We start from the raw sequence: 25,527 nt of genomic DNA, 5'->3' as shown, positions 1-25,527 counted from the left end.
GGTTTCCGCAAGTGTAGTAAAACAACGAAAAATTAGCAATTTGAAGCACTTATACGCGCTCCTTAAACCGGCTTGTAAGCTCCGATCGCAAAAACACGAATAAGTGCCGCGCATCGATCGAAAAAAACGATCACCGGCGCGTCACGCCTCGCCGCTGCCGCCGTCCGCCGGAATCGAGGTGATTCTTGCAGCATAACGGCAATTTCGAGACAACCTTGATCAGGGGAAATACGGTCAGAGTACGGGCGAATCAAACAATGCCACTGCTACAGCACGCGGCCAGGGTTTGCACGCGAGGTTGTTAAACGCCTGCTGCAAACCGCAACGCGCATTCGACCAGCATGAGCCATTAACGTTCCGTGACACTTTCCGGTTTACACCGAATCGACCGTCGAAGAATTTTTTAACGGTTGTGGGATGTCGGCGCGGCCGCCTTCACGCGCACTGACCGGTCAAACTTACCCCGCCATCCTGCAATAAATGCCAGACGCCTTGGCACCAGTACAGTGCGGAGGTTAAATTGACTTGCGTCATAAGCTTGTCATTCCGACCGCATAACACTATGTTTTATCAGCAGTTTCTTAACATTGTGCGATGCACAAAAAGTACTTGACATTCCTTGCAGCCATCCTAAAATGGGAACCATTGCTGCGATGCACAATACATCGCGGTCCGGCGGGACGCACCAATGTGTCTCACCATTCACCCAATGCGGTCCGCACAGACAGACCGCGATCCAGGAGCGTAAACCATGACTCTGCTGACCCCTGAGCAATTCGCCGCAGCCCAGAAAGCCAACTTTGAAACGTTGTTCGGCCTGACGACCAAAGCATTTGAAGGCGTCGAAAAGCTGGTTGAGCTGAACCTGCAAGTCGTGAAATCGACGCTCGCGGAAAGCCAGGAAAATGCCCAACGCGCGTTGTCGGTCAAGGACGCGCAGGAATTGCTGGCACTGCAAGCAAGCCTTGCACAGCCGGTGGCTGAAAAGGCGCTGTCGTACGGCCGTCACGTGTATGAAATCGTTTCGGCAACGCAAGGTGAATTCACCCGCGTCGCGGAAGCGCAATTCGAAGAGCAGAACCGCAAGGTCCAATCGCTCGTCGAGAACGTCGCAAAGAATGCACCGGCTGGTTCGGAAACCGCCGTCGCCGTCCTGAAGTCGGCTATCACCGCAGCCAACACCACGTACGACACGGTTCACAAGGCGACCAAGCAAGCTGTTGAAATCGCTGAAAGCAACTTCAATGCAGCTGCAACGGCCGCGTCGAAGGCAGCTTCGCAAGCCGCTGCACAAGCATCGCGCTCGGCCAAGAAGGCAGTCTAAGCTTCAGTCTCAAGCATCACGCTTTAAGCATTACCTGCGCCGGCACAGCTCACGAGCTGTGCCGGCGTTACCGCAAGCAACAGCGTTGTGCCGTTGCCGCTCACACGGTGCTCACTGGCCGAACGCTCCGATACGTTGAATAGCGTATCGTTTGCCCGGCGAAAGGCCGGGATTTTTTTACCCGTCGCTTATTCCTTCGCCTGAGTCGTTCGGCATGTTTTGATATCGCCGTCGTCGTGCGGCAACCGCCCTACGCTGCTGTCCAAAGAAAAACGGCGCGCCTTTTGCGAGGCGCGCCGTTTTTGCTTCATCGACCCCGCCTGCACGAATGCAGACGGACCGAATCGCCTTACTTCTTTTTCACCGGCGGCAGATCCGTACAGACGCCTTCGTACAACTCGGCGGCCATGCCGATCGATTCGCCGAGCGTCGGATGCGGGTGAATCGTCTTGCCGATATCCGTTGCATCCGCACCCATTTCGACCGCGAGACAGACTTCGCTGATCAGGTCGCCCGCATTCAGACCGACAATCCCGCCGCCGATCACGCGATGCGTTTCCTCGTCGAACAGCAGCTTCGTGAAGCCTTCGTCGCGGCCGTTGGCGATTGCGCGGCCCGAAGCGGCCCACGGGAACACCGCCTTGCCGTACTTGATGCCCTCGGCCTTCAACTGGTCTTCCGTCTTGCCGGCCCACGCCACTTCCGGATCCGTGTACGCCACCGACGGAATCTGCAGCGCGTCGAAGTACGCCTTTTCGCCGTGCGCGACTTCGGCGGCGACGTGGGCTTCATGGACGGCTTTGTGCGCGAGCATCGGCTGACCGACGATATCGCCGATCGCGAAGATGTGCGGCACATTGGTGCGCATCTGCTTGTCCACGTCGATGAAACCGCGATCCGTCACGGTGACGCCTGCCTTGTCCGCGCCGATCTTCTTGCCGTTCGGCGAACGGCCGACGGCAACCAGCACGAGGTCATAGCGTTGCGCTTCGGCCGGGGCCTTTTCCCCTTCGAACGACACATAGATGCCGTCGTCTTTCGCTTCGGCCGCGGTGGTCTTGGTCTTCAGCATGACGTTGGCGAAACGCTTGCTGTTGTACTTCTCCCAGACCTTGACCAGATCGCGGTCCGCGCCGGCCATCAGACCGTCGAGCATTTCGACCACGTCGATCTGCGCGCCGAGCGTGGCGTACACCGTGGCCATTTCCAGCCCGATGATGCCGCCGCCGATCACCAGCATGCGCTGCGGAATCTGACGCAATTCGAGCGCGCCGGTCGAATCGACCACCCGCGGATCTTCCGGAATGAACGGCAGCTTCACCGCTTCCGAACCCGCGGCGATGATCGCCTGCTTGAACTTGACGACTTTCTTGCCGCCCTCGACCTGCACTTCCATATGATGCGGATCAACGAACGAACCGGTACCCGTGACCACTTCGACCTTGCGCATCTTCGCCATGCCGGCGAGACCGCCGGTGAGCTTCTTGACGACGCCCGACTTGAAGTCGCGCAGCTTGTCGAGATCGATTTGCGGCTTGCCGAAGGTGATGCCGTGCGAGCCGAGCGCCTCGGCTTCGTCGATCACCAGCGCCGTGTGCAACAGCGCCTTCGACGGAATACAGCCGACGTTCAGACACACGCCGCCGAGCGTCGAGTAACGCTCGACCAGCACCGTCTTCATGCCAAGGTCAGCCGAGCGGAACGCCGCCGAATAGCCGCCGGGACCCGAACCGAGCACGAGCATGTCGCACTCGATATCCGCATTGCCGGAGAAGCTACCCGCCTGCGGAGCAGGCGCGGCGGCCTTGGCCGGAGCTGCCTGCGGTTTTGCTTCCGCTTGAGCGGGCGCCTTCTCAGGTTCCTTGGCCGGAGCCTTCGGTGCATCTTTCGCGGGCGCTGCATCCGCCGATGTTTCGACGAGCGCGATCACCGTGCCTTGCGAGACTTTGTCGCCGGCTTTGACGCGCACTTCCTTGACGGTGCCGGCGGTATCGCTCGGCACCTCGATGGAGGCCTTATCGGACTCGAGCGTCATGAGAGCCTGTTCGTTCTCGATGACATCGCCCGCTTTGATATTGACTTCGATGACATCGACGTCTTTGAAGTCACCGATATCCGGCACTTTTACTTCGACGAGACTCATTAGTGTCCCCTTCTCTTATTGATCGTGATGAGACGAAGAACCCCAAAAAAGCAGCCCAAAAGCTGGCAGCGCGGCGAACAGAAACATCCTTTGCAGTCCGCCCAAGGACGCGCCTTTCTTTTGCCTACTTTTCTTTGGAAGACAAAGAAAAGTAGGTGCCGCCCCGCACAGGGGCGACGCTAATAGACCGACAAGAAAGCAGGTTCTACAGAAGCGCGCGGATAACAGACAAAAAACCGCGCCCCGCGCAACCCAATCACCACATCAAAGAATCACACGCCGGAAATCGGCAAGAAGCGCCCCAAGATACGCATTGAATCGCGCCGCAGCGGCACCATCAATCACCCGATGGTCATACGACAAAGAAAGCGGCAGGATCAGACGCGGCACAAACTGCTTGCCATCCCAAACCGGCTTCATCGCACCGCGCGACAACCCAAGAATCGCCACTTCAGGCGCATTGATGATCGGCGTGAAGTTCGTGCCACCGATGCCACCCAAGGAAGAAATCGAGAAGCACCCACCTTGCATCTGATCCGGCTTCAGCTTGCCGTCGCGCGCGAGCTTGGACAACTCGGCCATTTCCTTGGCGATATCGATCAAACCCTTCTTGTCCGCATCGCGAATGACAGGAACGACCAGACCATTCGGCGTATCAGCCGCGAACCCGATGTGGAAGTACTGCTTGAACACCAGGTTATCGCCGTCGAGGCTGGCATTGAACGTCGGAAACTGCTTCAGGGCGGCAACCGCGGCCTTGATCACGAAAGCCAGCATGGTGATCTTCACACCCGACTTTTCGTATTCCTTGTTCAGCTTCACGCGCAATGCTTCGAGCTCGGTGATATCCGCTTCGTCGTTATTCGTGACGTGCGGAATCATGACCCAGTTGCGATGCAGATTCGCGCCCGAAATCTTCTTGATGCGCGACAGCGGCTTCGGATCGACCGGACCGAACTTCGTGAAGTCGACCTTCGGCCACGGCAGCAGATTCAGCTCGCCGCCACCCGCGGCAGCCGGTGCCGCAGCACCAGCCGGCGCAGCACGCTGACCGGTCATGACGCCCTTGATGAAGGCGGTCACGTCGGCTTGCGTAATGCGTCCCTTCGGACCCGTGCCCTGCACTTGTGTCACGTCGACGCCGAGTTCGCGCGCGAACTTGCGCACGGACGGCGACGCATGGCTCGCGTGACGCGCGCCACCTTCGCCAGCCGGAATCACCGGAGCCTGAGCGAGCGCCGACGGGGCCGCCGGAGCCGGCGACGGTGCAGCCGGCGCATCGGACGGCTTCTCGACCTCTTGCCTGGGAGCCGGAGCCGGCGCAGCCGCGCCGCCCTCCGCTTCCACGATCACGATCACCGAGCCTTCCGACACGGTATCGCCGACCTTGACCTTCAGTTCCTTGACGACGCCGGCGGCCGAGCTCGGCACATCCATGGTCGCCTTGTCGGATTCGAGCGTCACCAGCGACTGCTCTTTCTCGACGCGATCGCCGACCTTCACCGCGACTTCGATCACGGGAATGTCTTTGTAGTCGCCGATATCCGGCACTTTGACTTCCTGCAGACCGCCGCCGCTCGCGGCGGGAGCGGGTGCCGGCGCAGCCGCGGGCGCGGGTGCCGGCGCAGCCGCGGGCGCGGCCGAAGGTGCCGGAGCCGGTGCAGCGGCAGGCGCCGGAGCGGGCGCAGCCGCGCCGCCTTCAGCACCTTCCAGCACGACGATCAACGAACCTTCCGAGACGTTGTCGCCGACCTTGACCTTCACTTCCTTGACGACGCCGGCGGCCGAGCTCGGCACGTCCATGGTCGCCTTGTCGGATTCCAGGGTAACGAGCGATTGCTCTTTTTCGACGGTGTCACCCGCCTTCACCAGCACCTCGATCACAGGAATGTCCTTGTAATCGCCGATGTCCGGCACCTTGACTTCGATCGCTTGACTCATTGTTAGTGTCTCCTGGGCCGCGCACGCGGCCTGCCCCTGTCAAACACAGGGACGGGCGCGTACGCCATGGCACACGGGGAATGATGCCTTAGACGGTCATCGGGTTGGGTTTGGCGGGATCAAGGTCGTACTTCTTGAGCGCCTCGGCGACTACCTTGCGTTCGATCGTGCCTTCATCTGCGAGTGCATTCAACGCGGCAACCGTAACCCAGTAGCGGTCGACTTCGAAGAAGTGGCGCAGCTTTTCGCGCGTGTCCGAACGGCCGTAGCCATCCGTGCCCAGCACGACGAACTTCTGCGGCACGAACGCGCGGATCTGTTCGGTCAGCGCGCGCACATAGTCGGTCGAGGCGATGACCGGACCTTGTGCGTCCTTGAGCAGCTTCTCGACGTGCGAGAGCTTCTTTTCTTCGGTCGGGTGCAGCAGGTTCCAGCGCTGCACTTCGTGGCCTTCGCGCGCGAGTTCGGTGAAGCTCGGCACGCTCCACAGATCGGCGGCGACGCCCCAGTCGTTCTTCAGCAGGTCGGCGGCGGCGATCACTTCGTTGAAGATCGTGCCCGCGCCCATCAGTTGCACGCGCGGCGCCTTCTTATCCGCTTCGGCCTTGCGGAACGCGTACATACCTTTGATGATGTCTGCCGCCACGGAGTCGCCCTGCGGAATCGCCGGGTGCTCGTAGTTCTCGTTCATCACCGTGATGTAGTAATACACGTCTTCCTGATCCGCGACCATGCGGCGCAGGCCGTCCTGCATGATGACCGCGAGTTCGAAACCGAACGTCGGGTCGTAGCTGATGCAGTTCGGCACCGAAGCCGCCCACAGCAGCGAGTGGCCGTCTTCGTGTTGCAGGCCTTCGCCGTTCAGCGTCGTGCGGCCCGCGGTGCCGCCCAGCAGGAAGCCGCGCGAACGCATGTCGCCCGCCGCCCATGCCAGATCGCCGATGCGCTGGAAGCCGAACATCGAGTAGAAGATGTAGAACGGGATCATGATCTCGCCGTGCGTCGAGTACGACGTCGCGGCTGCGATCCAGTCGGCCATGCCGCCGGCTTCGTTGATGCCTTCCTGCAGGATCTGACCGGTTTCCGACTCACGGTAGAACATGAGTTGGTCGGAATCTTCCGGCACGTACTTCTGGCCTTCCTGATTCCAGATACCGATCTGACGGAACAGGCCTTCCATACCGAAGGTACGCGACTCGTCCGGCACGATCGGCACGATGCGCTTGCCGAGCGCCTTGTCCTTCAGCAGGATGTTCAGGACCCGCACGAACGCCATGGTCGTGGAGATCTCGCGGCCTTCGCCCGTGCCCTTCAACAGCGGCTCGAACGCCGACAGTTCCGGCACCGGCAGCGAGTCGGCCTTCTGGCGACGCGCCGGCAGATAGCCACCGAGGTCCATGCGCTTCTGGCGCATGTACTCGAGTTCCTTCGAACCATCTTCGAACTTGAGGTACGGCACGTTGACGATCTCCTCGTCGGAGATCGGCAGGCGGAACTGGTCGCGGAATTTCTTCAGCTGATCGACGTGCAGCTTCTTCTGCTGGTGGGTGATATTCATCGCCTGACCAGCTTCGCCCATGCCGTAGCCCTTGATCGTCTTCGCGAGAATGACGGTCGGCTGGCCCTGCGAATTCGACGCTTCCTGGAACGCCGCGTAGATCTTGTGCGGATCGTGGCCGCCGCGGTTCAGGTTCCAGATTTCCTCGTCGGACCATTCGGCGACCAGCGCCTTCAGTTCCGGCGTGTTGAAGAAGTGTTCGCGCACATACGCGCCCGACTCCGATTTGTACGTCTGGTACTCGCCGTCGACCACGTCCATCATGCGGCGCATCAGCGCGCCCGACTTGTCGCGTTGGAACAGCGCATCCCAGCGGCTGCCCCAGATGACCTTGATGACGTTCCAGCCCGCGCCGCGGAATTCGCTTTCCAGTTCCTGGATGATCTTGCCGTTACCGCGCACCGGACCGTCGAGGCGCTGCAGGTTGCAGTTGATCACGAACACGAGGTTGTCGAGGCGTTCGCGGCCGGCCATGCCGATCGCGCCGAGCGATTCCGGTTCGTCCGTTTCGCCGTCGCCGAGGAAGGCCCAGACCTTGCGGCCGTCGGTCTTCGCAATGCCGCGCGCCTGCATGTACTTCATGAAGCGCGCCTGATAGATCGCCATGATCGGGCCGAGGCCCATCGAGACGGTCGGGAATTGCCAGAAGTCCGGCATCAGCCACGGGTGCGGGTAAGACGAGATGCCCTCGCCGCCCACTTCCTGACGGAAGTTGTCGAGCTGGTTCTCGGTCAGGCGGCCGAGCAGGAACGCGCGCGAGTAGACACCCGGCGACGAGTGGCCCTGCACGAACACGAGATCGCCGCCATGTTCGGCCGACGGCGCATGCCAGAAGTGGTTGTAGCCGACGTCGTACAGCGTCGCGGCGGAAGCAAACGAGGCGATGTGGCCGCCGACGTTGGTGTCCTTGCCGGCGCGCAGCACCATCGCGATGGCGTTCCAGCGTGTGTACGAGCGGATACGGTGTTCGATGTCCTGATCGCCGGGAATCTTCGCCTGACGCGAAACCGGGATCGTGTTGATGTACGGCGTGTTGGCCGAGAACGGCAAATGTTCGCCGTGCACGCGGGCGAACTCGATCTGTTTCTCGATCAGGTAGTGAGCGCGATCTGGGCCCACAGCAGAAATCACGCCATCCAGCGCTTCAAGCCATTCGCCGGTTTCCTGGGGATCGTCGTCTTTTTCGGCAGCGACATATTTCATGACTTCGTCGGGTACAGCGGACATGCTCGTCTCCTGGATGTAGAGGAACGCTCTTTGAACAGACGACGCGGACGAAGCACGGCCGCGGCAGCTTCGGCCGATTGTAATAAGGGTCCTGGCGTCCGCGCAACAAAATTTTCGAATTACGAGATCGATTCTCATAATGCGGAAAATTGTTGCGGCGCAACCTGATTTGACTGCCGATCGACGGATACGCTGGCTAGTTTGCGCCGATTAATGGTCCTTTCCGCGCTTTTTTGCGCCATTTGCTAGCTTCACGCTGCGCTACAATGCCACGCATGTTGACCGAACGGCTTTTCGCACGCTCGGCGCGCACCGCCGGTTCGCCCGCGGATTCGACGCCGTCCTCCCGCTGGCACCACGGACCGTGGTGGTCCAACTCCTATTTGCTCACGCCGCTCCTGTCGATCCTGGTGTTCCTGGTCGTCATGAGTCTGATTTTGTGGAGCCTGAACCGGCGCGAACAGCAACAGCAGGAAGACACGCTTTACCGTAACGTCGCATGGGCGCAGCAGCAGATCCGGCTGTCCATGACCGGCGCGCAGGAGCAGATCCAGGCGCTCGCGCGCGATCTGGTCGCCGGCCACGCCGATCCGCACTCGTTCCAGGTGTCCACCACGGACATCATGCAGGGGCATCCCGAGATCCTCTACATGAACTGGTACACCAGCGCGCAGCAACCGCGCTGGCCCAATACCGCACTGCCCGTGTTCGGCCAGCGCCTCGCCAAGCCGAACGACGCGCAGATGGACGAAGCCGTCAAAGCCGCCTTCACCGAGGCGCGCAACACGCGCCGCCAGGTGTATTCGCCGCTCATCTACGACGACCTCGGCAACGGCTACATCACGCTGCAAACGCCGGTGTTCCGCGACCGCGACTTCCTGGGCACGATCGCCGCCGTGTTCTCGGTGGAAGGGATCCTCAAGCACGACATTCCGCCTGAGCTGTCCGCCAAATACAAAATCTCGATCATCGACGTGAACAACCGCGAGTTGACCACCACGTCGACCCGCCCGCGCCTGCCGCGCGACATGTTCTACGATCTGCCGCTCGACCCGCCGGGCCAGGGCGTCTCGGTGCGCGTCTACGCGTTCCCGCAGATGACCAACTTCACCAACAACACGCTGGTGTGGCTGGTGGCGGGTCTGTCCTGTTTCGTGCTGTGGAGCCTGTGGAGCTTGTGGAAACACACGCGGCAACGCTTCGAGGCGCAGCAGGCGCTGTACGCCGAAGCGTTCTTCCGCCGCGCGATGGAAAACTCGGTGCTGATCGGCATGCGCGTGCTCGACATGCATGGGCGCATCACCCACGTCAATCCGGCGTTTTGCCGCATGACCGGTTGGGACGAAAGCGATCTGGTCGGCAAGAACGCGCCGTTCGCCTACTGGCCGCGCGACGCTTACCCCGAAATGCAGCGTCAGCTCGACATGACGCTGCGCGGCAAGGCGCCCTCTTCCGGCTTCGAATTGCGGGTGCGCCGCAAGGACGGGTCGCTGTTCCATGCGCGTCTCTACGTCTCGCCGCTGATCGATAGCTCGGGCCGCCAGACCGGCTGGATGTCGTCCATGACCGACATCACCGAGCCGAAGCGCGCGCGCGAAGAACTCGCCGCCGCGCACGAGCGCTTCACCACCGTGCTGGAAAGTCTCGACGCCGCCGTCTCCGTGCTGGCCGCCGACGAAGCCGAACTCCTGTTCGCCAACCGCTATTACCGGCACCTCTTCGGCATTCGCCCGGACGGTCATCTGGAATTGGCGGGCGGCGGGTTCGATAGCGCACAGGCGTCGTCCGATTCGATCGATATGGTGGACACATACGCTGGCCTGCCCGCCGCCGCGTTGACCGAAAGCACCGCGGATGCGCAGGAAATTTACGTGCAGAGCATTCAGAAGTGGTTCGAAGTGCGCCGCCAGTACATTCAGTGGGTGGACGGCCACCTCGCGCAGATGCAGATCGCGACCGACATCACCACGCGCAAGCAGGCGCAGGAACTGTCGCGCCAGCAGGACGAGAAGCTGCAGTTCACCAGCCGTCTGATGACGATGGGCGAAATGGCCTCGTCGCTCGCGCACGAACTGAATCAACCGCTCGCCGCGATCAATAACTATTGCTCCGGAACCGTCGCACTGGTTAAATCCGGTCGGACGACGCCTGACAATCTGCTGCCCGTGCTCGAAAAAACCGCCCAGCAGGCGGTGCGCGCCGGCATGATCATCAAGCGCATTCGCGAGTTTGTGAAGCGCAGCGAGCCTAAGCGGCAAGCCACGCGGGTGGCCGATATCGTCGCCGACGCCGTGGGTCTGGCCGAGATCGAGGCGAGGAAGCGCCGCATTCGCATCGTCACGGATCTGCGCTCGCGCCTGCCGGTGATCTACGTCGATCCGGTGCTGATCGAGCAGGTGCTGGTCAATCTGCTGAAGAACGCCGCCGAAGCCATGGCCGAGGCCCGTCCGAATGCGGTCGATCCGGTGATCCGCGTGGTCGTGCGGCTGGAGAGCGGGTTTGTCTGCATCAGCGTCGTCGACCAGGGGCCGGGCGTCGACGAAGCGACAGCCGAGCGGCTGTTCGAACCGTTTTACAGCACCAAGTCCGATGGCATGGGCATGGGGCTGAACATTTGCCGTTCGATTATCGAATCGCACCGCGGCCGTCTGTGGGTGGTCAACAACGTCGAATCTGACGGCCACATCACAGGCGCCACGTTCCATTGCAGTCTGCCTATTGGAGAGCCTGATGGCCCGAGCAACGGCGGGGCACAGGCGCCGACACCACAAACCGTTACGGGAGAGCTATGAACAGCCCAGTCACCACACAGGAAACTGTCTTTGTCGTCGATGACGACGAGGCCGTGCGAGATTCGCTGCGCTGGCTGCTGGAGGCGAACGGCTACCGCGTGCAATGCTTCTCCAGCGCCGAGCAGTTCATCGACGCATGGCAGCCGCATCAGCATCCGGGCCAGATCGCGTGCCTGATTCTGGATGTGCGGATGTCCGGCATGAGCGGACTCGAGTTGCAGGAACGGCTGATCGCCGACAACGCATCGTTGCCGATCATTTTCGTGACGGGTCACGGCGACGTGCCGATGGCCGTGTCCACGATGAAAAAAGGCGCGATGGACTTCATCGAAAAGCCGTTCGACGAAGCCGAGTTGCGCAAACTGGTCGAGCGCATGCTCGACAAGGCGCGCAGCGAAAGCACCAGCGTGCAGCAGCAGCGCGCCGCGGCGGAGCGTCTCGGCAAGCTGACCGCGCGTGAGCATCAGGTGCTCGAGCGCATCATCGCCGGCCGCCTGAACAAGCAGATCGCCGACGACCTCGGCATCAGCATCAAGACGGTCGAAGCGCACCGCGCGAACATCATGGAAAAGCTCAACGTCAACACGGTCGCCGATCTGCTGCGGCTGGCGCTGTCGAACAAGCCGCAACCGGCGCAATAACCGTCGCACGGCGGCGCTTGCCCCGAAGGAGGGCCCTCTGGGGGACTCGCCGCCAGGTTAGAAGTGACTGCGCATCAACGGCCGGACTATCGAGGTCCGGCCCGTCTCGCCCTCTTTTCCTTCGTCACGTCCCTCGCCTTTCCACCCGCCACCGCCGCCATCGCACGGCAATCAAGTCGAAGTGCGTCACCCGGCACAAGCGGAGCACGCATGACAACACGCGGCCACACGGCTGGGAATCCATACGCGGCGCGCCAGGCGAGGCCGGTATAATGTCGCACTTTGCAGCGCTGTTTTGCCCTGATTCGCGCCGCGCGCTTTTCACGTGTCCGCCCATTCCCGTTGAAAAGCGCCAGCATGCGCGGCACGCACGAGCGTCTGCGCCCTGCCCCGCTTTCCAAACTGCCCATCTCGACCCGACCATGACTGCCAAACTGATCGACGGCCTAGCCCTTTCCAAGACCCTGCGCGCCGACGTCGCCGCGCGCGCCGCCGCCCTCACCGCTCGCGGCCATCAGCCGGGCCTCGCGGTGGTACTGGTCGGCGACAATCCGGCCAGCGAAGTGTACGTGCGCAACAAAGTCAAGGCGTGCAACGACAACGGCCTCGGCTCGTCGTTCGACCGCTATCCGGCCGACCTGCCGGAAGCCGAACTGCTCGCGCGCATCGACGAACTGAACCGCGACCCGCGCATTCACGGCATTCTGGTGCAGCTGCCGCTGCCGCCGCATATCGACAGCCACAAGGTGATCGAGGCGATCGCGCCGGAAAAGGACGTGGACGGCTTTCACGTCGCCAACGCCGGCGCGCTGATGACCGGCCGGCCGCTGTTCCGCCCGTGCACACCATACGGCGTCATGAAAATGCTCGCCGCTTACGAGATTCCGCTGCAAGGCGCGAACGCCGTGGTGATCGGCCGCTCGAACATCGTCGGCAAGCCGATGGCGCTGCTGCTGCTCGAAGCCGGTGCGACCGTCACGATCTGCCACAGCAAGACGCGCGATCTGGCCGCCCATACGCGCAACGCCGACGTGGTGGTCGCCGCCACCGGCTTGCGCAACATTCTCACGGCGGAGATGGTGAAACCTGGCGCGGCGGTGATCGACGTCGGCATGAATCGCGACGAAGCCGGCAAGCTGTGCGGCGACGTCGACTTCGCGGGTGTCAAGGAAGTGGCGGGCTACATCACGCCGGTGCCGGGCGGCGTCGGCCCGATGACCATCACCATGCTGCTCGTCAATACGATCGAAGCCGCCGAGCGCGAAGCGGCCGCGAAGGCGTAAAGCAACAAGCGAAAGGCCGGCGAAGCGGATTCGCCGGCATGAGGACCTTCTGGCGGGCCCTGGTATCGCGCCACGGCACCGGCATCCATCGGCGCCGAACGCGCGCTTTGCATCTCAACGCACGGCTTGATCGCCGGCCGGCATGCCCGCGGATAGCGGCGTCGAGCGGCGGGCCAGACGCCCTCTGCACCACTTCAGCACCGGCCGCTCCACGAAGTGCCACGAGAGCGCCGCGCACAGCAGGATGAACGGCGCGGCGATCAACACCGCCGCCACATGGCCCAACTGCGGCGCGAGATTCGCGACGCATTGCTGCACCATGAAGCCATACAGATAGATGCCATACGAGTAATCGTGACGCGGCACGAAGCGCCGCAAGAGCGGCGTCGTCCCGACCCACAGCACGCCGTACACGAAGGCCAGATAGAACAGCGGCTGCGCGCCGGCCGTGTCGCGGAACACCAGAAACACCATGGTGAACGCCAGCGCCGTCAAACCGTTGATGTCGATCCGTTCACGCCAGCCGTACAGCAGCATGCCGAGCATGAAAAACGGCTCCGGCCAGAACGAATAGCCGCCGGGCGTTTCGCTGAAATCACGCAAACCGATCTGAAAATGCGAGAGATTGATGCGCAGCACGAACGCGGCGCAGCCGAGCGCGGCGGCGAGCGCCACACCGCGTGAGCTGGACAGCAAACCCACCATGCCGGTCACGAGCACGATCAGATAGCAGCGCACTTCCAGCGGCAGCGTCCAGAGCGGTCCGCAGACGTCGACGGGAAAACGGTTGTGCTCGAACACGCCGGGCAACGCCCAGCCGGTTTTCAGCACGATGGTCGAGAAGTTGTCGAGGTTGGCCCACGTCATGCCGGAGGCGAAATACTCGCGCAGCGGCAGCGTCGTGAACAGCGGACCGACGATGAATACCGTCACCAGCGATCCGGCCGCCACAGCCGGCCACAGGCGCGCGATGCGCAGGACGGTGAAGCGCGGCACCGAGCGTTGCCGGTCGAAGCTGGCAGTCACCAGCATGCCGCTCAGCAGGAAAAAAGCGTAGACGCCCAGCGCGCCGAAGCCGTCGAAACCGAGCGCGTTCTGGACCCAGTCCGTGCTGCCGTCGGGAGCCTGCAGCAGATACGAATGGCCATAGACGACGGCAACGGCGGCCAGCAGCCGCACGAGATCAAAGTTATTGCCCTTGCGCGACAGAGCGTCCGAAAGCGGGTTCATCGATACCTCTTTGCAAAAAGCGCCGCTGACCGATAGCGGCACTCCACATTGCCGCATAGCAGCAAGCGGCACCGTTCGCTTTCGCACAAAGCGCGGCGGCGCGTCCTGGGCCACGCGGCGCCGGCCGCCAGGCCGCGCACGCGCAAGGTGCCGCGACATCTGATAATTTGTCTGCCGACGGATTGGAATCGGCGCGCCCTGCCCCAATAATGTCTGTATCGGCTGTTGTAGGGCGTCATCTCGCACGTTCCGAAGGAAGTCCCCTTGGGGATGCCCCGAAGGAAGCCACCACGGGGGGCGCCCGTCGATGCACCGATTACCCGTTCACCCGCGTCAGACAGGAAGCCTCATGTCCACTACCGCCTCGAATCACGACAATCCGCTCCTCGATTTCTCCGACCTGCCGCGCTTTGGCGAAATCCGCCCCGAACATGTCACGCCCGCCCTCGATGTGCTGCTCGCCGATGCGGCCGCCGCCGTCGAGCGCGCTGCCCAGCCGATCACCCCCGCTTCGTGGGCCGACGTGGTCGAGCCGGTCGAGCGTGCCACCGAACCGCTGTCGCGCGCCTGGAGCGTGGTCGGCCATCTGAACGCCGTCGCCGACACGCCCGAACTGCGCGCCGTGTATGGCGAGAATCTGCCGCGCGTCACCGAATTCTGGTCGAGCGTCGGACAGAATCTCGCGCTGTACGAGAAGTACAAGGCGTTGAACGCCAGCAGCGACTTCGCCTCGCTGACCGGCGAACGCAAGAAGATCCTCGGCAATGCGCTGCGCGATTTCCGCCTGTCCGGCGCGGAATTGCCGGAAGACCAGAAGCCGCATTTCGCCGAACTGCAGGAACGCCAGGCGTCGCTCTCGAAAGCCTTTTCGGATCACGTGCTCGACGCGACCAACGCCTATGCGTACATCGTCGAAGCCGGCGATGAAACGCAACTGGCCGGCCTGCCCGAAGACGTCGTCGAAGCCGCGAAAGAAGCGGCCGAACGCGAAGGCAAAACCGGCTACAAATTCACACTGCACTTCCCGTCGTATTTCCCGGTGATGCAGTACTCGGAAAATCGGCCGATGCGCGAAGCGATGTATCGCGCTTATGTCACGCGTGCCTCGGAACTCGGTCCGCAATACGGCAACGGCAAGCCCGACTGGGACAACACCGCAGTGCTCGCGGACCAGTTGAAACTGCGCGCCGAAGAAGCGCACATGCTCGGCTTCAACAACTTCGCCGAAGTGTCGCTCGCGCCGAAGATGGCCGAGTCGCCCGCGCAGGTCATGAGTTTTCTCGAAGACCTGGCCACGCGCGCGCGTCCGCACGCCGAGCAGGACTGGAAGGAACTGCGCGAATTCGCCGCGAACGAACTCGGCATGAGCGAACTGCAACCGTGGGACATGACGTTTGCCGCTGAGCGTCTGCGTCAGAAGCGCTACTCGTTCTCCGAGAACGAGGTCAAACAGTACTTCCCCGAAGACGCCGTGTTCAAGGGTCTCTTCAAGGTCACGGAGACACTGTTCGGCGTGCGTATCCGTCGCGACGACGCGGCCGTGTGGCATCCGGACGTGCGCTTTTTCCGCGTCGAGAATCAGGACGGCGGCCTCGTCGCGCAGTTCTACCTCGACCTGTATGCGCGCGAAGGCAAACGCGGCGGCGCCTGGATGGACGACGCGCGCGGCCGTCACAAGCACACGCACGGCAGCGTGCAAACGCCGGTCGCCTATCTGACCTGCAACTTCTCGGCGCCGGTCGGCGGCAAGCCCGCCTGCTTCACGCACGACGAAGTCATCACGCTGTTCCACGAGTTCGGCCACGGTCTGCATCACATGCTCACGCGCGTCGACGAACTGGGCGTGTCGGGCATCAACGGTGTGGAGTGGGATGCGGTCGAACTGCCGTCGCAATTCATGGAGAACTTCTGCTGGGAGTGGGACGTGTTGAGCGACATGACCTCGCACGTCGAAACGGTCAGGCCGTTGCCGCGCGATCTGTTCGACAAGATGCTCGCCGCGAAGAACTTCCAGAGCGGGCTGGGCACGCTGCGCCAGATCGTGTTCTCGATGTTCGACATGCAACTGCATACCGGCTTCGACGCGTCCGGCACGAAGAACGCCACCGAACTCGCGAGCGAAATCAACGCGCGCTTCCATGTCGTGCCGCAGGCGCCGTTCTCGCGTTGGCCGAATACGTTCAGCCATATTTTCGCGGGCGGTTATGCGGCGGGCTACTACAGCTACAAGTGGGCTGAAGTGCTCTCCGCCGATGCCTACGCGGCCTTCGAAGAAGCGGCGCAAGCGGCGAGCGGCAGCGTGCTCGATCAGGCGACCGGCATGCGCTATCGCAAGGAGATTCTGGAAGTAGGCGGCAGCCGTCCGGCGATGGAGTCGTTCAAGGCGTTCCGCGGCCGCGAGCCGAACATCGATGCCTTGCTGCGGCACAACGGCATGACGCCGGGCGTGGCGCATTGAGCGGTTGAAGCAAGCGTAGGCGCTTTGCTTGGGCCGATAAAAACCGGTGACCTGTTTCGAGCAGGCACCGGTTTTTGTTTCGCGCAAGCGAGCCCGCAAGGCTCGCGGCAATCAACCGCGATGCAGTTTGAAGTCCACCTGCGACGGGCGGCCTTCGAGCGACAGCGCCGCGCGCGCGGCCGGCGCGCGGCTCACCACTCTGCCGCGGCTCACCACCGCAAGGCGCGCGGCGCGCAAGCGGATCGCTTCCACCGGATCGCGCGCGTCGAGCAGCACCAGATTGGCCGCGCATCCCGGCGCGATGCCGTAGCCTTCCAGACCGAGAATGCGCGCGGCGTTCACCGTGACCGCGTCGAAACAGGCGCGCATACCGTCGACTCCCGTCATCTGCGCCACATGCAAGCCCATGTGCGCGACTTCGAGCATGTCGCCCGAGCCGAGGCTGTACCACGGATCCATCACGCAATCGTGGCCGAACGCGACGTTGATGCCCGCCGCCATCATCTCCGGCACGCGTGTCATGCCGCGCCGTTTCGGATACGTGTCGCTGCGTCCTTGCAGCGTGATGTTGATCAGCGGATTCGCGATCGCCGCGACACCCGACTCGCGCATCAGCGGCAGGAGCTTGCTGACGTAGTAGTTGTCCATGGAATGCATAGACGTCAGATGCGAGCCGGTGACGCGCCCGTGCAAACCGAGCCGGTGCGTTTCGGCCGCGAGCGTCTCGATGTGCCGCGACAGCGGATCGTCCGATTCGTCGCAATGCATGTCGACGCGCAAGCCATGCTCCGCCGCGTACTCGCATAACAGGCGCACGGACTGCGCGCCGTCGGCCATGGTGCGTTCGAAATGCGGAATGCCGCCAACCACATCCACGCCCATCGCGATCGAGCGCTTGAGGTTCTCGAAAGCGCCCGGGCTGCGCAGCACGCCGTCTTGCGGAAAGGCCACCAGTTGCAGATCGAGATACGGCGCGACGCGGCGCTTCACTTCGACCAGCGCCTCGACTGCGAGCAGGCGCGGATCGCACACGTCCACGTGGCTGCGGATGGCCAGCAGCCCGCGTGCGACGGCCCAGTCGCAATACTGCAGCGCGCGCTCGATCAGGGCCTCCTGCGTCAGGTCCGGCTTCAGTTCGCCCCATAACGCGATGCCTTCGAGCAGCGTGCCCGACGCGTTCACGCGCGGCAAACCGTACGAAAGCGTCGCGTCCATATGGAAATGCGGATCGACGAACGGCGGCGTGACGAGCGAACCCGTGGCATCGATTTCTTCACCGGCGTTCGCGGCCAGATTCGGCTCGACGGCGACGATACGGCCCGCTTCGATGCCGATGTCGACCGGCTCCTTGTGTTGCGGCGCGGCGCCTGGCGGCAGCATCGCGCGGCGGATGATCAGATCCATCTATCGCTCCCTTTGACCCCGTCCTGATTGATGACGATTCTATCGACGTCAGAAAGCGCGTGGCGGCGTTTTTATCCGGCGTCTTTTTTTGATCTGGCCGTACCGGCAGGCGGCGGGCGATCCGTACCGGCTGTGCGCTCCGCCGCCCGCCTATACTCGCCAGATAGACGGCCGATGCCGCGCCGTCGTCCACTCACGGAGCAAGCACATGAAAACGATAGGCGTGATCGGCGGGATGAGCTGGGAATCGTCCACCGAGTATTACAAGCTGCTCAACCGCCACGCCAAAGCGCGCCTGGGCGGCCACCACAACGCCCGCAGCCTGATGCTCACCGTCGACTTCGCGCCGATCGAAGCGAACCAGCGCGCGGGCGACTGGCGCGCGCTCGGCCAGCAGATGGCCGACGCCGCGCGCCAGCTCGAACGCGGCGGCGCCGATCTGGTGATGCTGGCGACCAATACGATGCATCGCGTGTATGAATCGATCGAAGCGGCGATCGAGGTGCCCTTCCTGCATATCGCCGATCCGACCGGGAACGCGCTGCGCGCCGCAGGCATTGAGCGAGTGGGGCTGCTCGGCACGCGCTATACAATGGAGCAAACTTTCTATACGGGACGCCTGCATGAGCGCTACGGCCTCGATACAGTGATTCCCGACGAAGCCGAACGCGCGGACGTGCACCGCATCATCTACGATGAGTTGTGCCACGGCAAAGTGAACGACGCCTCGCGCGCGACCTATCAGCGTGTGATCGAAGCGCTGGCCGCGCGTGGCGCGCAGGCGGTGATTCTCGGCTGCACTGAAATCACGTTGCTGATCAAGCCGGAAGACTCCGTGTTGCCGGTGTTCGACACGACCGCGTTGCATGCGCAAGCGGCGGTGGAATGGGCGATTGAATCGGAGTGAACGGATGATGTGCGCATGTGCTTCAACGCGCGTGCGCGCGAACGACGCCACAAGTTAAAAAGCCCGCGTGGCTTGCGCCAGCGGGCTTTCAACAATGCTTGGTTGCGGGGGTAGGATTTGAACCTACGACCTTCGGGTTATGAGCCCGACGAGCTGCCAGACTGCTCCACCCCGCGTCAGAGAAAACGGATTGTATAGAGATGTTCGCAACACGTCAAACAATCGCGCGAATTATTTCACGCTCGTGAAACGACTCACAGATCCTGCACCGTCGCGCCTTCCACCTTGCCGTCGATGATATCCGCGCCGTACTGGCTCGCGCTGCGTTTGGCCACGCCGAAATCGGAGAATGTGAGGGGTCGTACGAGACGAAACACGCGGCTCGCCTTCGAGCCGCTGATCGCGCCCGGCCGGCAGACGCGCACCGCGACGTCGTAGCCTTCTGAGTGACGCTTGTGACCGTCGAACTTGTCGAACGCCCGCGAAAAAACCAACGGATGCACTTCGAAGTCCTTATAAAGGGCTGGGTAAAGTTCGGCCATGATGCCTCCCCGATGCGCAAAAGCGCGAGTGTGAGTGGTCTCACTATACGCCGCGGCATGATCCGCCCGCGCTTTTATTTTCGATGCCGCGGCGGGGCCAATTTCACTGCCTCCTCGTCCGCGCGATAAGATGCGGAACTATCGGAATCACGCCAGAAAAAGAGAATGTCATGAAAATCGCCACCTGGAACGTCAACTCCCTCAAAGTCCGCCAGCAACATGTGATCGACTGGCTCGAAACCAGCGGCACCGATGTGCTGTGCCTCCAGGAGCTGAAGCTGCCGGACGAAAAATTCCCGCGCGCCGAACTCGAAGAGAAAGGCTACCGCAGCTGGTTCGCCGGGCAGAAGACCTATAACGGCGTCGGCATTCTGGTGCGCGGCGGCCTGACCGTCGACGAAGGCAGCATCGTGCGCAACATCCCGGGCTTTGAAGATCTGCAGCAACGCGTGATTGCCGCCACCGTCGAAGGCGTGCGCATCATCTCCGCCTATTTCCCCAACGGCCAGGCGCCGGGCACCGACAAGTTCGCGTACAAACTGCGCTGGCTTGCTGCGCTGCACGACTGGATCGCGAGCGAGATGGCGTCGCATCCGAAGCTCGCGCTGCTCGGCGACTACAACATCGCGCCGGAAGACCGCGACGTGCACGATCCGAAAGCGTGGGAGGGCCAGAACCTCGTGTCGCCCGAGGAGCGCGCCGCGTTCGTGCGGCTGATCGGGCTCGGTCTGCTCGATGCATTCCGCCAGTTCGAGCAGCCGGAGAAGATCTATTCGTGGTGGGACTACCGGATGATGGCGTTCCGCCGCAACGCGGGGCTGCGCATCGATCACATTCTGCTGTCGAAGGCGCTGGCGGACGTGTGCTCGTCGTGCGACATCGACAAGGTGCCGCGCAAGTGGGATCAGCCGTCGGACCACGCGCCGGTCGTCGCGCAACTCGGCTGATCGTTCCTCACAACCTCAGACCCGAGTCGATACGTTCAACGTACGCCACAGGAACTCGAACACCATCGCATCATGCTCGGCCTGCTCCAGTTCATCGGAGCCGCCGTGCCCGCCTTCCGTATTCTCCCGATACCAGACGTGGTCCGCGCCCAGCGCCTGCATGCGCGCGGCCATCTTGCGCGCGTGGCCGGGATGCACACGGTCGTCGGCCGTCGAGGTGGTGAACAGCACTGGCGGATACGCCACGTTTGCCGACACCCGGTGATACGGCGAGTAAGCGGCCAGCATGCGTGCTTCATCGGGTTCGTCGGGATCGCCGTATTCGTCGATCCATGACGCGCCGGCGTGCAGCAGGTGATAGCGGCTCATGTCGAGCAAGGGCACCTCGCACACCACGGCGCCGAACAACTCGGGGCGCTGCACCATGCACGCCGCCACCAGCAAACCGCCGTTGCTGCCACCCTGAATGCCGAGTTGCGCCGCGCTCGTCACGCCCGTGTCGATGAGGGCCTCGGACACCGCGATGAAGTCGTCGAACGCGCGCTGGCGATGCTCGCCTTGCGCCGCGGTATGCCAGCGCGTGCCGAACTCGCCGCCGCGGCGAATATGCGCGACCACGTACACGCCGCCGCGCGCCAGCCAGCCGATGCCTGGTCCGGTGAGATAGCTCGGCAGCAACGGAATCGCAAAACCGCCGTAGCCGTTGAGCAGACATGGACGCGCGTGCTGTTGCACGGCGCGCGGGCCGATCACGGTGTACGGCACGCGCGTGCCGTCCGCGGACACGGCGTGGCCGCGCGTGACGGCGAACTGCGTCGCGTCGAATTGCGTCGGCCAACGGTCGAGCAATTCCCATTCGCTCAGGTCGTCGCGCGCGAGGTCGGCGAGCCAGTACGCGGGCGGTTGCAAATAATCATCGGTATCGACGAACACTTCGTCGTTCAGCGTCGGCTCGACGGGCGACACGTCGGCTTGCGCGTCGCCGTGCGTGGGAAAGACGCGTCGCTGCCAACGCCACGCCTGATCGTCGCCTTGCGATGGCGTCAACAGCAGGGTCTTGTTCCGCACATCTTCCAGGTACGACACGATCAGGTGGTTGCGCGTATGCGTCCACTCGCAGGCCGAGGTTTGCGGCGTCGGCGTGAATAGCGGCAGCACGTCGCGCTCACCGCGCAGGAACGCGTCCTCGCGGATCGCCAGCAAGGCGCCGCCCGGATGGCGCACGCCATTGCAGTCCCAATCGAGACGCGGTTCGAGCAGCAGCCAGTCTTGCCAGCCGCTCACCGCGACGTGCGACGGCACCTCGTAGCGGCGCCATGCGTCGACGGCGCCATCGGCATCGTCGAGGTAGTACGTCTGCGAATCGAAAAAGTCGACGCTGCTCACCACCGTGTGCCGCCGCTCGACCGGATCGTAGTGCCCTTCCACGCCGATGTCGCCGAACGCGCCCCTGAACACCACCGGCGCGTCGGCGAGCGCGGTGCCACGCGTCCAGCGCCGCACTTCGCGCGGATAACCGGAGCGCGTCAACGTCTTGCGGCCGTTATCCCAGCCGACATAGAGCGTGTCCCGGTCGATCCACGTCGCCGTGTGCTTGCCGGCCTTCGCGATCACGAAGCCGTCGTCGACGAAACGTCGCGCGTCGATGTCGAACTCGCGCACCACCAGCGCATCCGAGCCGCCCGGCGACAGTGTGATCAGCGCGCGGTCGCCGTCGGGATAGAGAATGTCGAGTTCGACGCACACCCACGGCGTGCCTTCGGCGGCGCCGAGCGCGTCGAAGTCGAGCAGATTCTGCCACTCCGGTTTGCCGCCGCGCCAGGCCGCCCATGTCGTACGCCGCCAGATGCCCTTGGGATTGCGTTCGTCCTGCCACAGGTCGTAAGCCCACTCCTTCCACCGATCAGGAATGACCGGACGCTCGCGCGGCAGATACGCGTCGGCGAGCCGCTGCCTGAGCGACTCGAATTCCGCGCTGTTGCTCCACGCGGCGCGCGTGCGCGCGTTCTGCTGTTCGACCCACGCGAGCGCGTCGGGGTCGTCGAGCGTTTCGAGCGACAGGAAGGGATCGGGGGCAAGCGGCCAGGGAAAAGAAGCGGGAGAAGCGGGCATCGTCAACTGTCGAATGAAAACAGCGTTGATTATGCCTTGTGAGGGCGCATGACTCGTTCGACGAGCGAACCACCGGGACGGCACGCGCCGCCCCGGTCTGCCACACGACACTCAGGGCTCGAGATTGAGCTCCTGAATCTTGCGCGTAATCGTATTGCGGCCGATGCCTAGACGCTCGGCCGCTTCGACCTTGCGTCCGCGCGTGAAATCGAGCGCCTCGCGAATCACGGCCGCTTCGAAACGGCGCGCGAGTTCGTCCATCACGTCCGCCGCGTTCTCGCGCAACATCCGCGCGACTTCGGTGCGCAAGCCGCCCTCCCAGGCGCTGACGGTAGCCGCGACCGGCATGCCGCCCGCCGCGGCCGGATGCACCGCGGCACTCGTGCCGTTGACCGGCGCGCCGCCTGCGAGGCTCGCGTCGCCCGAGCCGATCTGGCCGCCACCGCCGGCCAGATCGGTCACCCCTGCTTGCGCGGGTCCGAGATCGGGCGGCAGGTCCTTGATCTCGATGGTCTGCGCGGGCGCCATCACCGTGAGCCAGTTGGCGAGGTTCTCCAGCTGACGCACGTTGCCCGGAAACGGCAGCGACGCGAGATAGGCCAGCGCCTCTTCGGATACGCGCTTGGACTCGACGCCGAGATCGCGCGCGCTCTTTTGCAGGAAGTGCCGCGTGAGCAGCGGAATGTCTTCGCTGCGCTCGCGCAAGGCCGGCAAGCGCAAACGGATCACATTGAGGCGGTGATACAAGTCCTCGCGGAACAGCCCCTGACGCACGCGCGATTCGAGATTCTGGTGCGTCGCCGCGATCACGCGCACATTGGCGCGCAACGGATTGTGGCCGCCGACGCGATAAAACTGCCCGTCCGACAGCACGCGCAACAGACGCGTCTGCAAATCGAACGGCATATCGCCGATTTCGTCGAGAAACAGCGTGCCGTTCTCAGCCTGTTCGAAGCGGCCCTGGCGCATCGCCTGTGCGCCGGTGAATGCGCCCCGCTCGTGGCCGAACAATTCGGATTCCAACAGATCCTTCGGAATCGCGGCGGTGTTCAGCGCGATGAAGGGACCGTTCGCGCGTGGGCTATGTCGGTGCAACGCACGCGCGACCAGTTCCTTTCCGGTGCCTGATTCGCCGGTAATGAGCACGGTTGCCGCGGAATGGGACAAGCGGCCGATCGCGCGGAACATGTCCTGCATCGCCGGTGCCTGGCCGAGCATTTCCGGTGCTTCGGTGACGCGTTCGTCCCACGTCTGTTCGCCGCGCATGCTCTCGTCCACCGCGCGGCGAATCAGTTCGACCGCCTTGTCGACGTCGAACGGTTTCGCGAGGTATTCGAAGGCGCCGCCCTGGAATGCGGCGACGGCGCTATCCAGATCCGAGAACGCCGTCATGATGATGACGGGCAAGCCCGGCACCTTGTCACGCACGGTTTGCAGCAGTTCGAGGCCGGAGCCGCCGGGCATCCTGATGTCGGAGACCAGCACCTGTGGGCTGTCGTGGTCGAGCGCGGCCGACGCCTCGCGCACGTTCGCGAAGCTGCGGGTCGCGAAGTTTTCGCGGGCCAGTGCTTTTTCGAGCACCCAGCGAATCGATTGATCGTCGTCTACTATCCAGATCGGCTTCATATGGGTCGGTCAGAAGTCTTAATGAGAGAGCCCCCATACCTGTCGCTTCGCGCCAGGCCCCCCGAAGGGGAGTGAGAAAACTTGGGCGGCCCGGCGTTTTCTCACCAGGTGTGGCGTTAGCAGTCGAGCGGCAGCAGAATCTGAAACTCGGTGTGGCCCGGGCGGCTATCCACTTCGATCAAACCGTCGTGCTGTTGCACGAAGGTCTGCGCCAGCGTCAGTCCAAGACCGCTACCGTCCTCGCGTCCCGACACGAGCGGATAAAAAATGCGGTCACGGATTTCTTCGGGAATGCCTGGGCCGTTATCAGTGATATGCAAGTCCAGTGCCAGCTTACATAAACGTTTCGACACCGTAATCTTGCGCGCAATGCGGGTGCGTAATTCGATCCGCGCATCGCCTTGTGAAATACGTTCGCGCAACGCTTCAGCCGCGTTACGCACGATGTTCAGGAGCGCCTGGATCAACTGCTCCTTGTCGCCGCGCAGGTCGGGCACGCTCACGTCGTAATCGCGTTCGATGGTGAGGCCGCGCGGAAACTCCGCGAGAATCACCTGACGCACGCGCTCGCACACTTCGTGGATATTTACGTCGCCGACGATATGCGGATGACGATGCGGCTCCAGCAGTCGGTCGACCAGCGTTTGCAGCCGGTCCGATTCCTTGATGATCACCTGTGTGTATTCGCGCAACTCGTCGCGCTGACGCTCGCCGAGTTCGAACTCCAGCAGTTGCGCCGCGCCGCGAATGCCGCCGAGCGGATTCTTGATCTCGTGCGCGAGATTGCGGATCAGTTGCTTGTTGACCGCGGTGAGGTCGTTGATGCGCTCCTCGCGGTCGGTGCGTAAATGCCGCTCGTTCTCGAACAGTTCGAGCAGCACGTAGTCTTGCGCGCCTTCGAGGAAACCGACGATCGCGTGCACATGCAGCGGCTCGTGGCCCGGACGCTCGAGCACGGCGTCCAGATGCGTCGCGTGAAAACGGTGCGCGGCAATCGCGGAAATGGTCGCGACCAGTTCGTCGGCATTCGAGAAAATGTCCGGCCACGCCATCTGCCTCAGTTGCCGGCGCGAGAGATCCAGCATCGACTCCGCCGACGGATTCGCGAACGCGACGCGCAGCGTGCGCTTTTCGAGCACCAGCACGACCGTCGGCAACGCTTCGAAGCCCGGCAGCAAACCGGAGCTGACGAGCTGAGCGTCGTCCGAGAGCGTCTGCTCGTGTCCTTTCCTTGCCTTGATCAGATTCTTAAGAACCATCTTGCAGTCTGGCCGATAAGAGATGGTGATAAACCGGTGATGCGCTCATTGTGTTGCCCGATGCCCGTTGCCCGCGAGCCGCAAACGTTCTGCACGGCCTAACAAAAAAGGGACGGCGCCGCCGTCCCTTCGT

The 25,527-nt window shown here is 63.0% G+C and carries 16 protein-coding genes and 1 tRNA gene; 7 read left to right on the top strand and 10 right to left on the bottom strand.

Annotated elements, in window-relative coordinates; genetic code table 11:
- The first annotated feature begins 751 nt into the window (after positions 1–751).
- Positions 752–1,324 carry a phasin family protein gene (locus RI103_RS07110; RefSeq protein WP_012433576.1) on the top strand — a complete coding sequence of 191 codons (573 nt, stop codon included), beginning with the start codon at positions 752–754 and terminating at the stop codon, positions 1,322–1,324.
- 349 nt (positions 1,325–1,673) lie between these two features.
- Here the strand turns inward: RI103_RS07110 and lpdA are convergent, their stop codons facing one another.
- The 3 genes from lpdA to aceE all read right to left on the bottom strand — a co-directional run bounded on the left by lpdA (position 1,674) and on the right by aceE (position 8,193).
- Positions 1,674–3,467 carry a dihydrolipoyl dehydrogenase gene (gene lpdA, locus RI103_RS07105; protein ID WP_310814661.1) on the bottom strand — a complete coding sequence of 598 codons (1,794 nt, stop codon included), beginning with the start codon at positions 3,465–3,467 and terminating at the stop codon, positions 1,674–1,676.
- A 264-nt stretch (positions 3,468–3,731) separates the two neighbouring features.
- Entirely contained in the window at positions 3,732–5,408 is a 1,677-nt protein-coding gene (aceF, locus tag RI103_RS07100) for a dihydrolipoyllysine-residue acetyltransferase (protein WP_310814660.1), read from the bottom strand.
- Positions 5,409–5,496: 88 nt separating this feature from the next.
- On the bottom strand, positions 5,497–8,193 hold the full coding sequence (gene aceE, locus RI103_RS07095) for a pyruvate dehydrogenase (acetyl-transferring), homodimeric type (protein ID WP_310814659.1): 2,697 nt from the start codon (positions 8,191–8,193) through the stop codon (positions 5,497–5,499).
- 275 nt (positions 8,194–8,468) lie between these two features.
- Between aceE and fixL the strand changes: the two genes are divergently transcribed.
- From fixL to folD, 3 genes are all read left to right on the top strand, one after another.
- Positions 8,469–10,985, top strand: a complete 2,517-nt coding sequence (gene fixL, locus RI103_RS07090; protein ID WP_310815188.1) for an oxygen sensor histidine kinase FixL — start codon at positions 8,469–8,471, stop codon at positions 10,983–10,985.
- Positions 10,982–11,626 (top strand): oxygen response regulator transcription factor FixJ, encoded by a 645-nt coding sequence (gene fixJ, locus RI103_RS07085; RefSeq protein WP_006051254.1) that lies wholly within the window; start codon positions 10,982–10,984, stop codon positions 11,624–11,626. The genes fixL and fixJ overlap by 4 nt, the downstream gene beginning before the upstream one ends.
- A gap of 422 nt (positions 11,627–12,048) precedes the next feature.
- Positions 12,049–12,909 (top strand): bifunctional methylenetetrahydrofolate dehydrogenase/methenyltetrahydrofolate cyclohydrolase FolD, encoded by an 861-nt coding sequence (gene folD / locus RI103_RS07080; protein ID WP_310814658.1) that lies wholly within the window; start codon positions 12,049–12,051, stop codon positions 12,907–12,909.
- A 114-nt stretch (positions 12,910–13,023) separates the two neighbouring features.
- Here the strand turns inward: folD and RI103_RS07075 are convergent, their stop codons facing one another.
- Positions 13,024–14,139, bottom strand: a complete 1,116-nt coding sequence (locus RI103_RS07075) for an acyltransferase (RefSeq protein WP_310814657.1) — start codon at positions 14,137–14,139, stop codon at positions 13,024–13,026.
- 349 nt (positions 14,140–14,488) lie between these two features.
- Here RI103_RS07075 and RI103_RS07070 point away from each other — a divergent pair, with 349 nt between their 5' ends.
- Complete coding sequence (locus RI103_RS07070; RefSeq protein WP_310814656.1) at positions 14,489–16,597, top strand: M3 family metallopeptidase; 2,109 nt, start codon at positions 14,489–14,491, stop codon at positions 16,595–16,597.
- A 111-nt stretch (positions 16,598–16,708) separates the two neighbouring features.
- On the opposite strand, the gene RI103_RS07065 is transcribed toward RI103_RS07070, so the two are convergent.
- Positions 16,709–18,001, bottom strand: a complete 1,293-nt coding sequence (locus RI103_RS07065) for an amidohydrolase family protein (RefSeq protein ID WP_310814655.1) — start codon at positions 17,999–18,001, stop codon at positions 16,709–16,711.
- 208 nt (positions 18,002–18,209) lie between these two features.
- On the opposite strand from RI103_RS07065, the gene RI103_RS07060 reads away from it, so the two are divergent.
- The gene (locus RI103_RS07060; RefSeq protein ID WP_310814654.1) at positions 18,210–18,908 is read left to right on the top strand and encodes an aspartate/glutamate racemase family protein; all 699 of its coding nucleotides are present in this window, start codon (positions 18,210–18,212) and stop codon (positions 18,906–18,908) included.
- A gap of 99 nt (positions 18,909–19,007) precedes the next feature.
- Here RI103_RS07060 and RI103_RS07055 read toward each other — a convergent pair.
- A tRNA-Met gene (locus RI103_RS07055) sits at positions 19,008–19,084 on the bottom strand.
- Positions 19,085–19,162: 78 nt separating this feature from the next.
- Entirely contained in the window at positions 19,163–19,450 is a 288-nt protein-coding gene (locus RI103_RS07050) for a hypothetical protein (protein ID WP_310814653.1), read from the bottom strand.
- A gap of 170 nt (positions 19,451–19,620) precedes the next feature.
- Between RI103_RS07050 and xth the strand changes: the two genes are divergently transcribed.
- A complete protein-coding gene (gene xth, locus RI103_RS07045) occupies positions 19,621–20,397 on the top strand; it encodes an exodeoxyribonuclease III (RefSeq protein ID WP_310814652.1) in 777 nt (258 codons plus the stop codon).
- 15 nt (positions 20,398–20,412) lie between these two features.
- Here the strand turns inward: xth and RI103_RS07040 are convergent, their stop codons facing one another.
- The 3 genes from RI103_RS07040 to glnL all read right to left on the bottom strand — a co-directional run bounded on the left by RI103_RS07040 (position 20,413) and on the right by glnL (position 25,394).
- The gene (locus RI103_RS07040; protein WP_310814651.1) at positions 20,413–22,509 is read right to left on the bottom strand and encodes a prolyl oligopeptidase family serine peptidase; all 2,097 of its coding nucleotides are present in this window, start codon (positions 22,507–22,509) and stop codon (positions 20,413–20,415) included.
- 111 nt (positions 22,510–22,620) lie between these two features.
- Entirely contained in the window at positions 22,621–24,135 is a 1,515-nt protein-coding gene (gene ntrC / locus RI103_RS07035; RefSeq protein ID WP_310814650.1) for a nitrogen regulation protein NR(I), read from the bottom strand.
- A 116-nt stretch (positions 24,136–24,251) separates the two neighbouring features.
- A complete protein-coding gene (gene glnL / locus RI103_RS07030; RefSeq protein WP_310814649.1) occupies positions 24,252–25,394 on the bottom strand; it encodes a nitrogen regulation protein NR(II) in 1,143 nt (380 codons plus the stop codon).
- Between the last annotated feature and the right edge of the window lie 133 nt (positions 25,395–25,527).

The sequence above is a fragment of the Paraburkholderia sp. FT54 genome (assembly GCF_031585635.1).
Classification (GTDB): domain Bacteria; phylum Pseudomonadota; class Gammaproteobacteria; order Burkholderiales; family Burkholderiaceae; genus Paraburkholderia.
Note: the sequence above shows the minus strand (reverse complement) of the source record. Positions and strands in the feature narration are given on the sequence as shown.

Excerpts from the sequence above, each read along its gene's own strand:
- aceF (WP_310814660.1), bottom strand. The coding sequence starts at position 5,408 with ATGAGTCAAGCGATCGAAGTCAAGGTGCCGGACATCGGCGATTACAAG.
- RI103_RS07075 (WP_310814657.1), bottom strand. The coding sequence starts at position 14,139 with ATGAACCCGCTTTCGGACGCTCTGTCGCGCAAGGGCAATAACTTTGAT.
- RI103_RS07110 (WP_012433576.1), top strand. The coding sequence starts at position 752 with ATGACTCTGCTGACCCCTGAGCAATTCGCCGCAGCCCAGAAAGCCAAC.
- RI103_RS07065 (WP_310814655.1), bottom strand. The coding sequence starts at position 18,001 with ATGGATCTGATCATCCGCCGCGCGATGCTGCCGCCAGGCGCCGCGCCG.
- RI103_RS07070 (WP_310814656.1), top strand. The coding sequence starts at position 14,489 with ATGTCCACTACCGCCTCGAATCACGACAATCCGCTCCTCGATTTCTCC.
- lpdA (WP_310814661.1), bottom strand. The coding sequence starts at position 3,467 with ATGAGTCTCGTCGAAGTAAAAGTGCCGGATATCGGTGACTTCAAAGAC.
- fixJ (WP_006051254.1), top strand. The coding sequence starts at position 10,982 with ATGAACAGCCCAGTCACCACACAGGAAACTGTCTTTGTCGTCGATGAC.
- ntrC (WP_310814650.1), bottom strand. The coding sequence starts at position 24,135 with ATGAAGCCGATCTGGATAGTAGACGACGATCAATCGATTCGCTGGGTG.
- fixL (WP_310815188.1), top strand. The coding sequence starts at position 8,469 with ATGTTGACCGAACGGCTTTTCGCACGCTCGGCGCGCACCGCCGGTTCG.
- RI103_RS07050 (WP_310814653.1), bottom strand. The coding sequence starts at position 19,450 with ATGGCCGAACTTTACCCAGCCCTTTATAAGGACTTCGAAGTGCATCCG.
- folD (WP_310814658.1), top strand. The coding sequence starts at position 12,049 with ATGACTGCCAAACTGATCGACGGCCTAGCCCTTTCCAAGACCCTGCGC.
- RI103_RS07060 (WP_310814654.1), top strand. The coding sequence starts at position 18,210 with ATGAAAACGATAGGCGTGATCGGCGGGATGAGCTGGGAATCGTCCACC.
- aceE (WP_310814659.1), bottom strand. The coding sequence starts at position 8,193 with ATGTCCGCTGTACCCGACGAAGTCATGAAATATGTCGCTGCCGAAAAA.
- glnL (WP_310814649.1), bottom strand. The coding sequence starts at position 25,394 with ATGGTTCTTAAGAATCTGATCAAGGCAAGGAAAGGACACGAGCAGACG.
- RI103_RS07040 (WP_310814651.1), bottom strand. The coding sequence starts at position 22,509 with ATGCCCGCTTCTCCCGCTTCTTTTCCCTGGCCGCTTGCCCCCGATCCC.
- xth (WP_310814652.1), top strand. The coding sequence starts at position 19,621 with ATGAAAATCGCCACCTGGAACGTCAACTCCCTCAAAGTCCGCCAGCAA.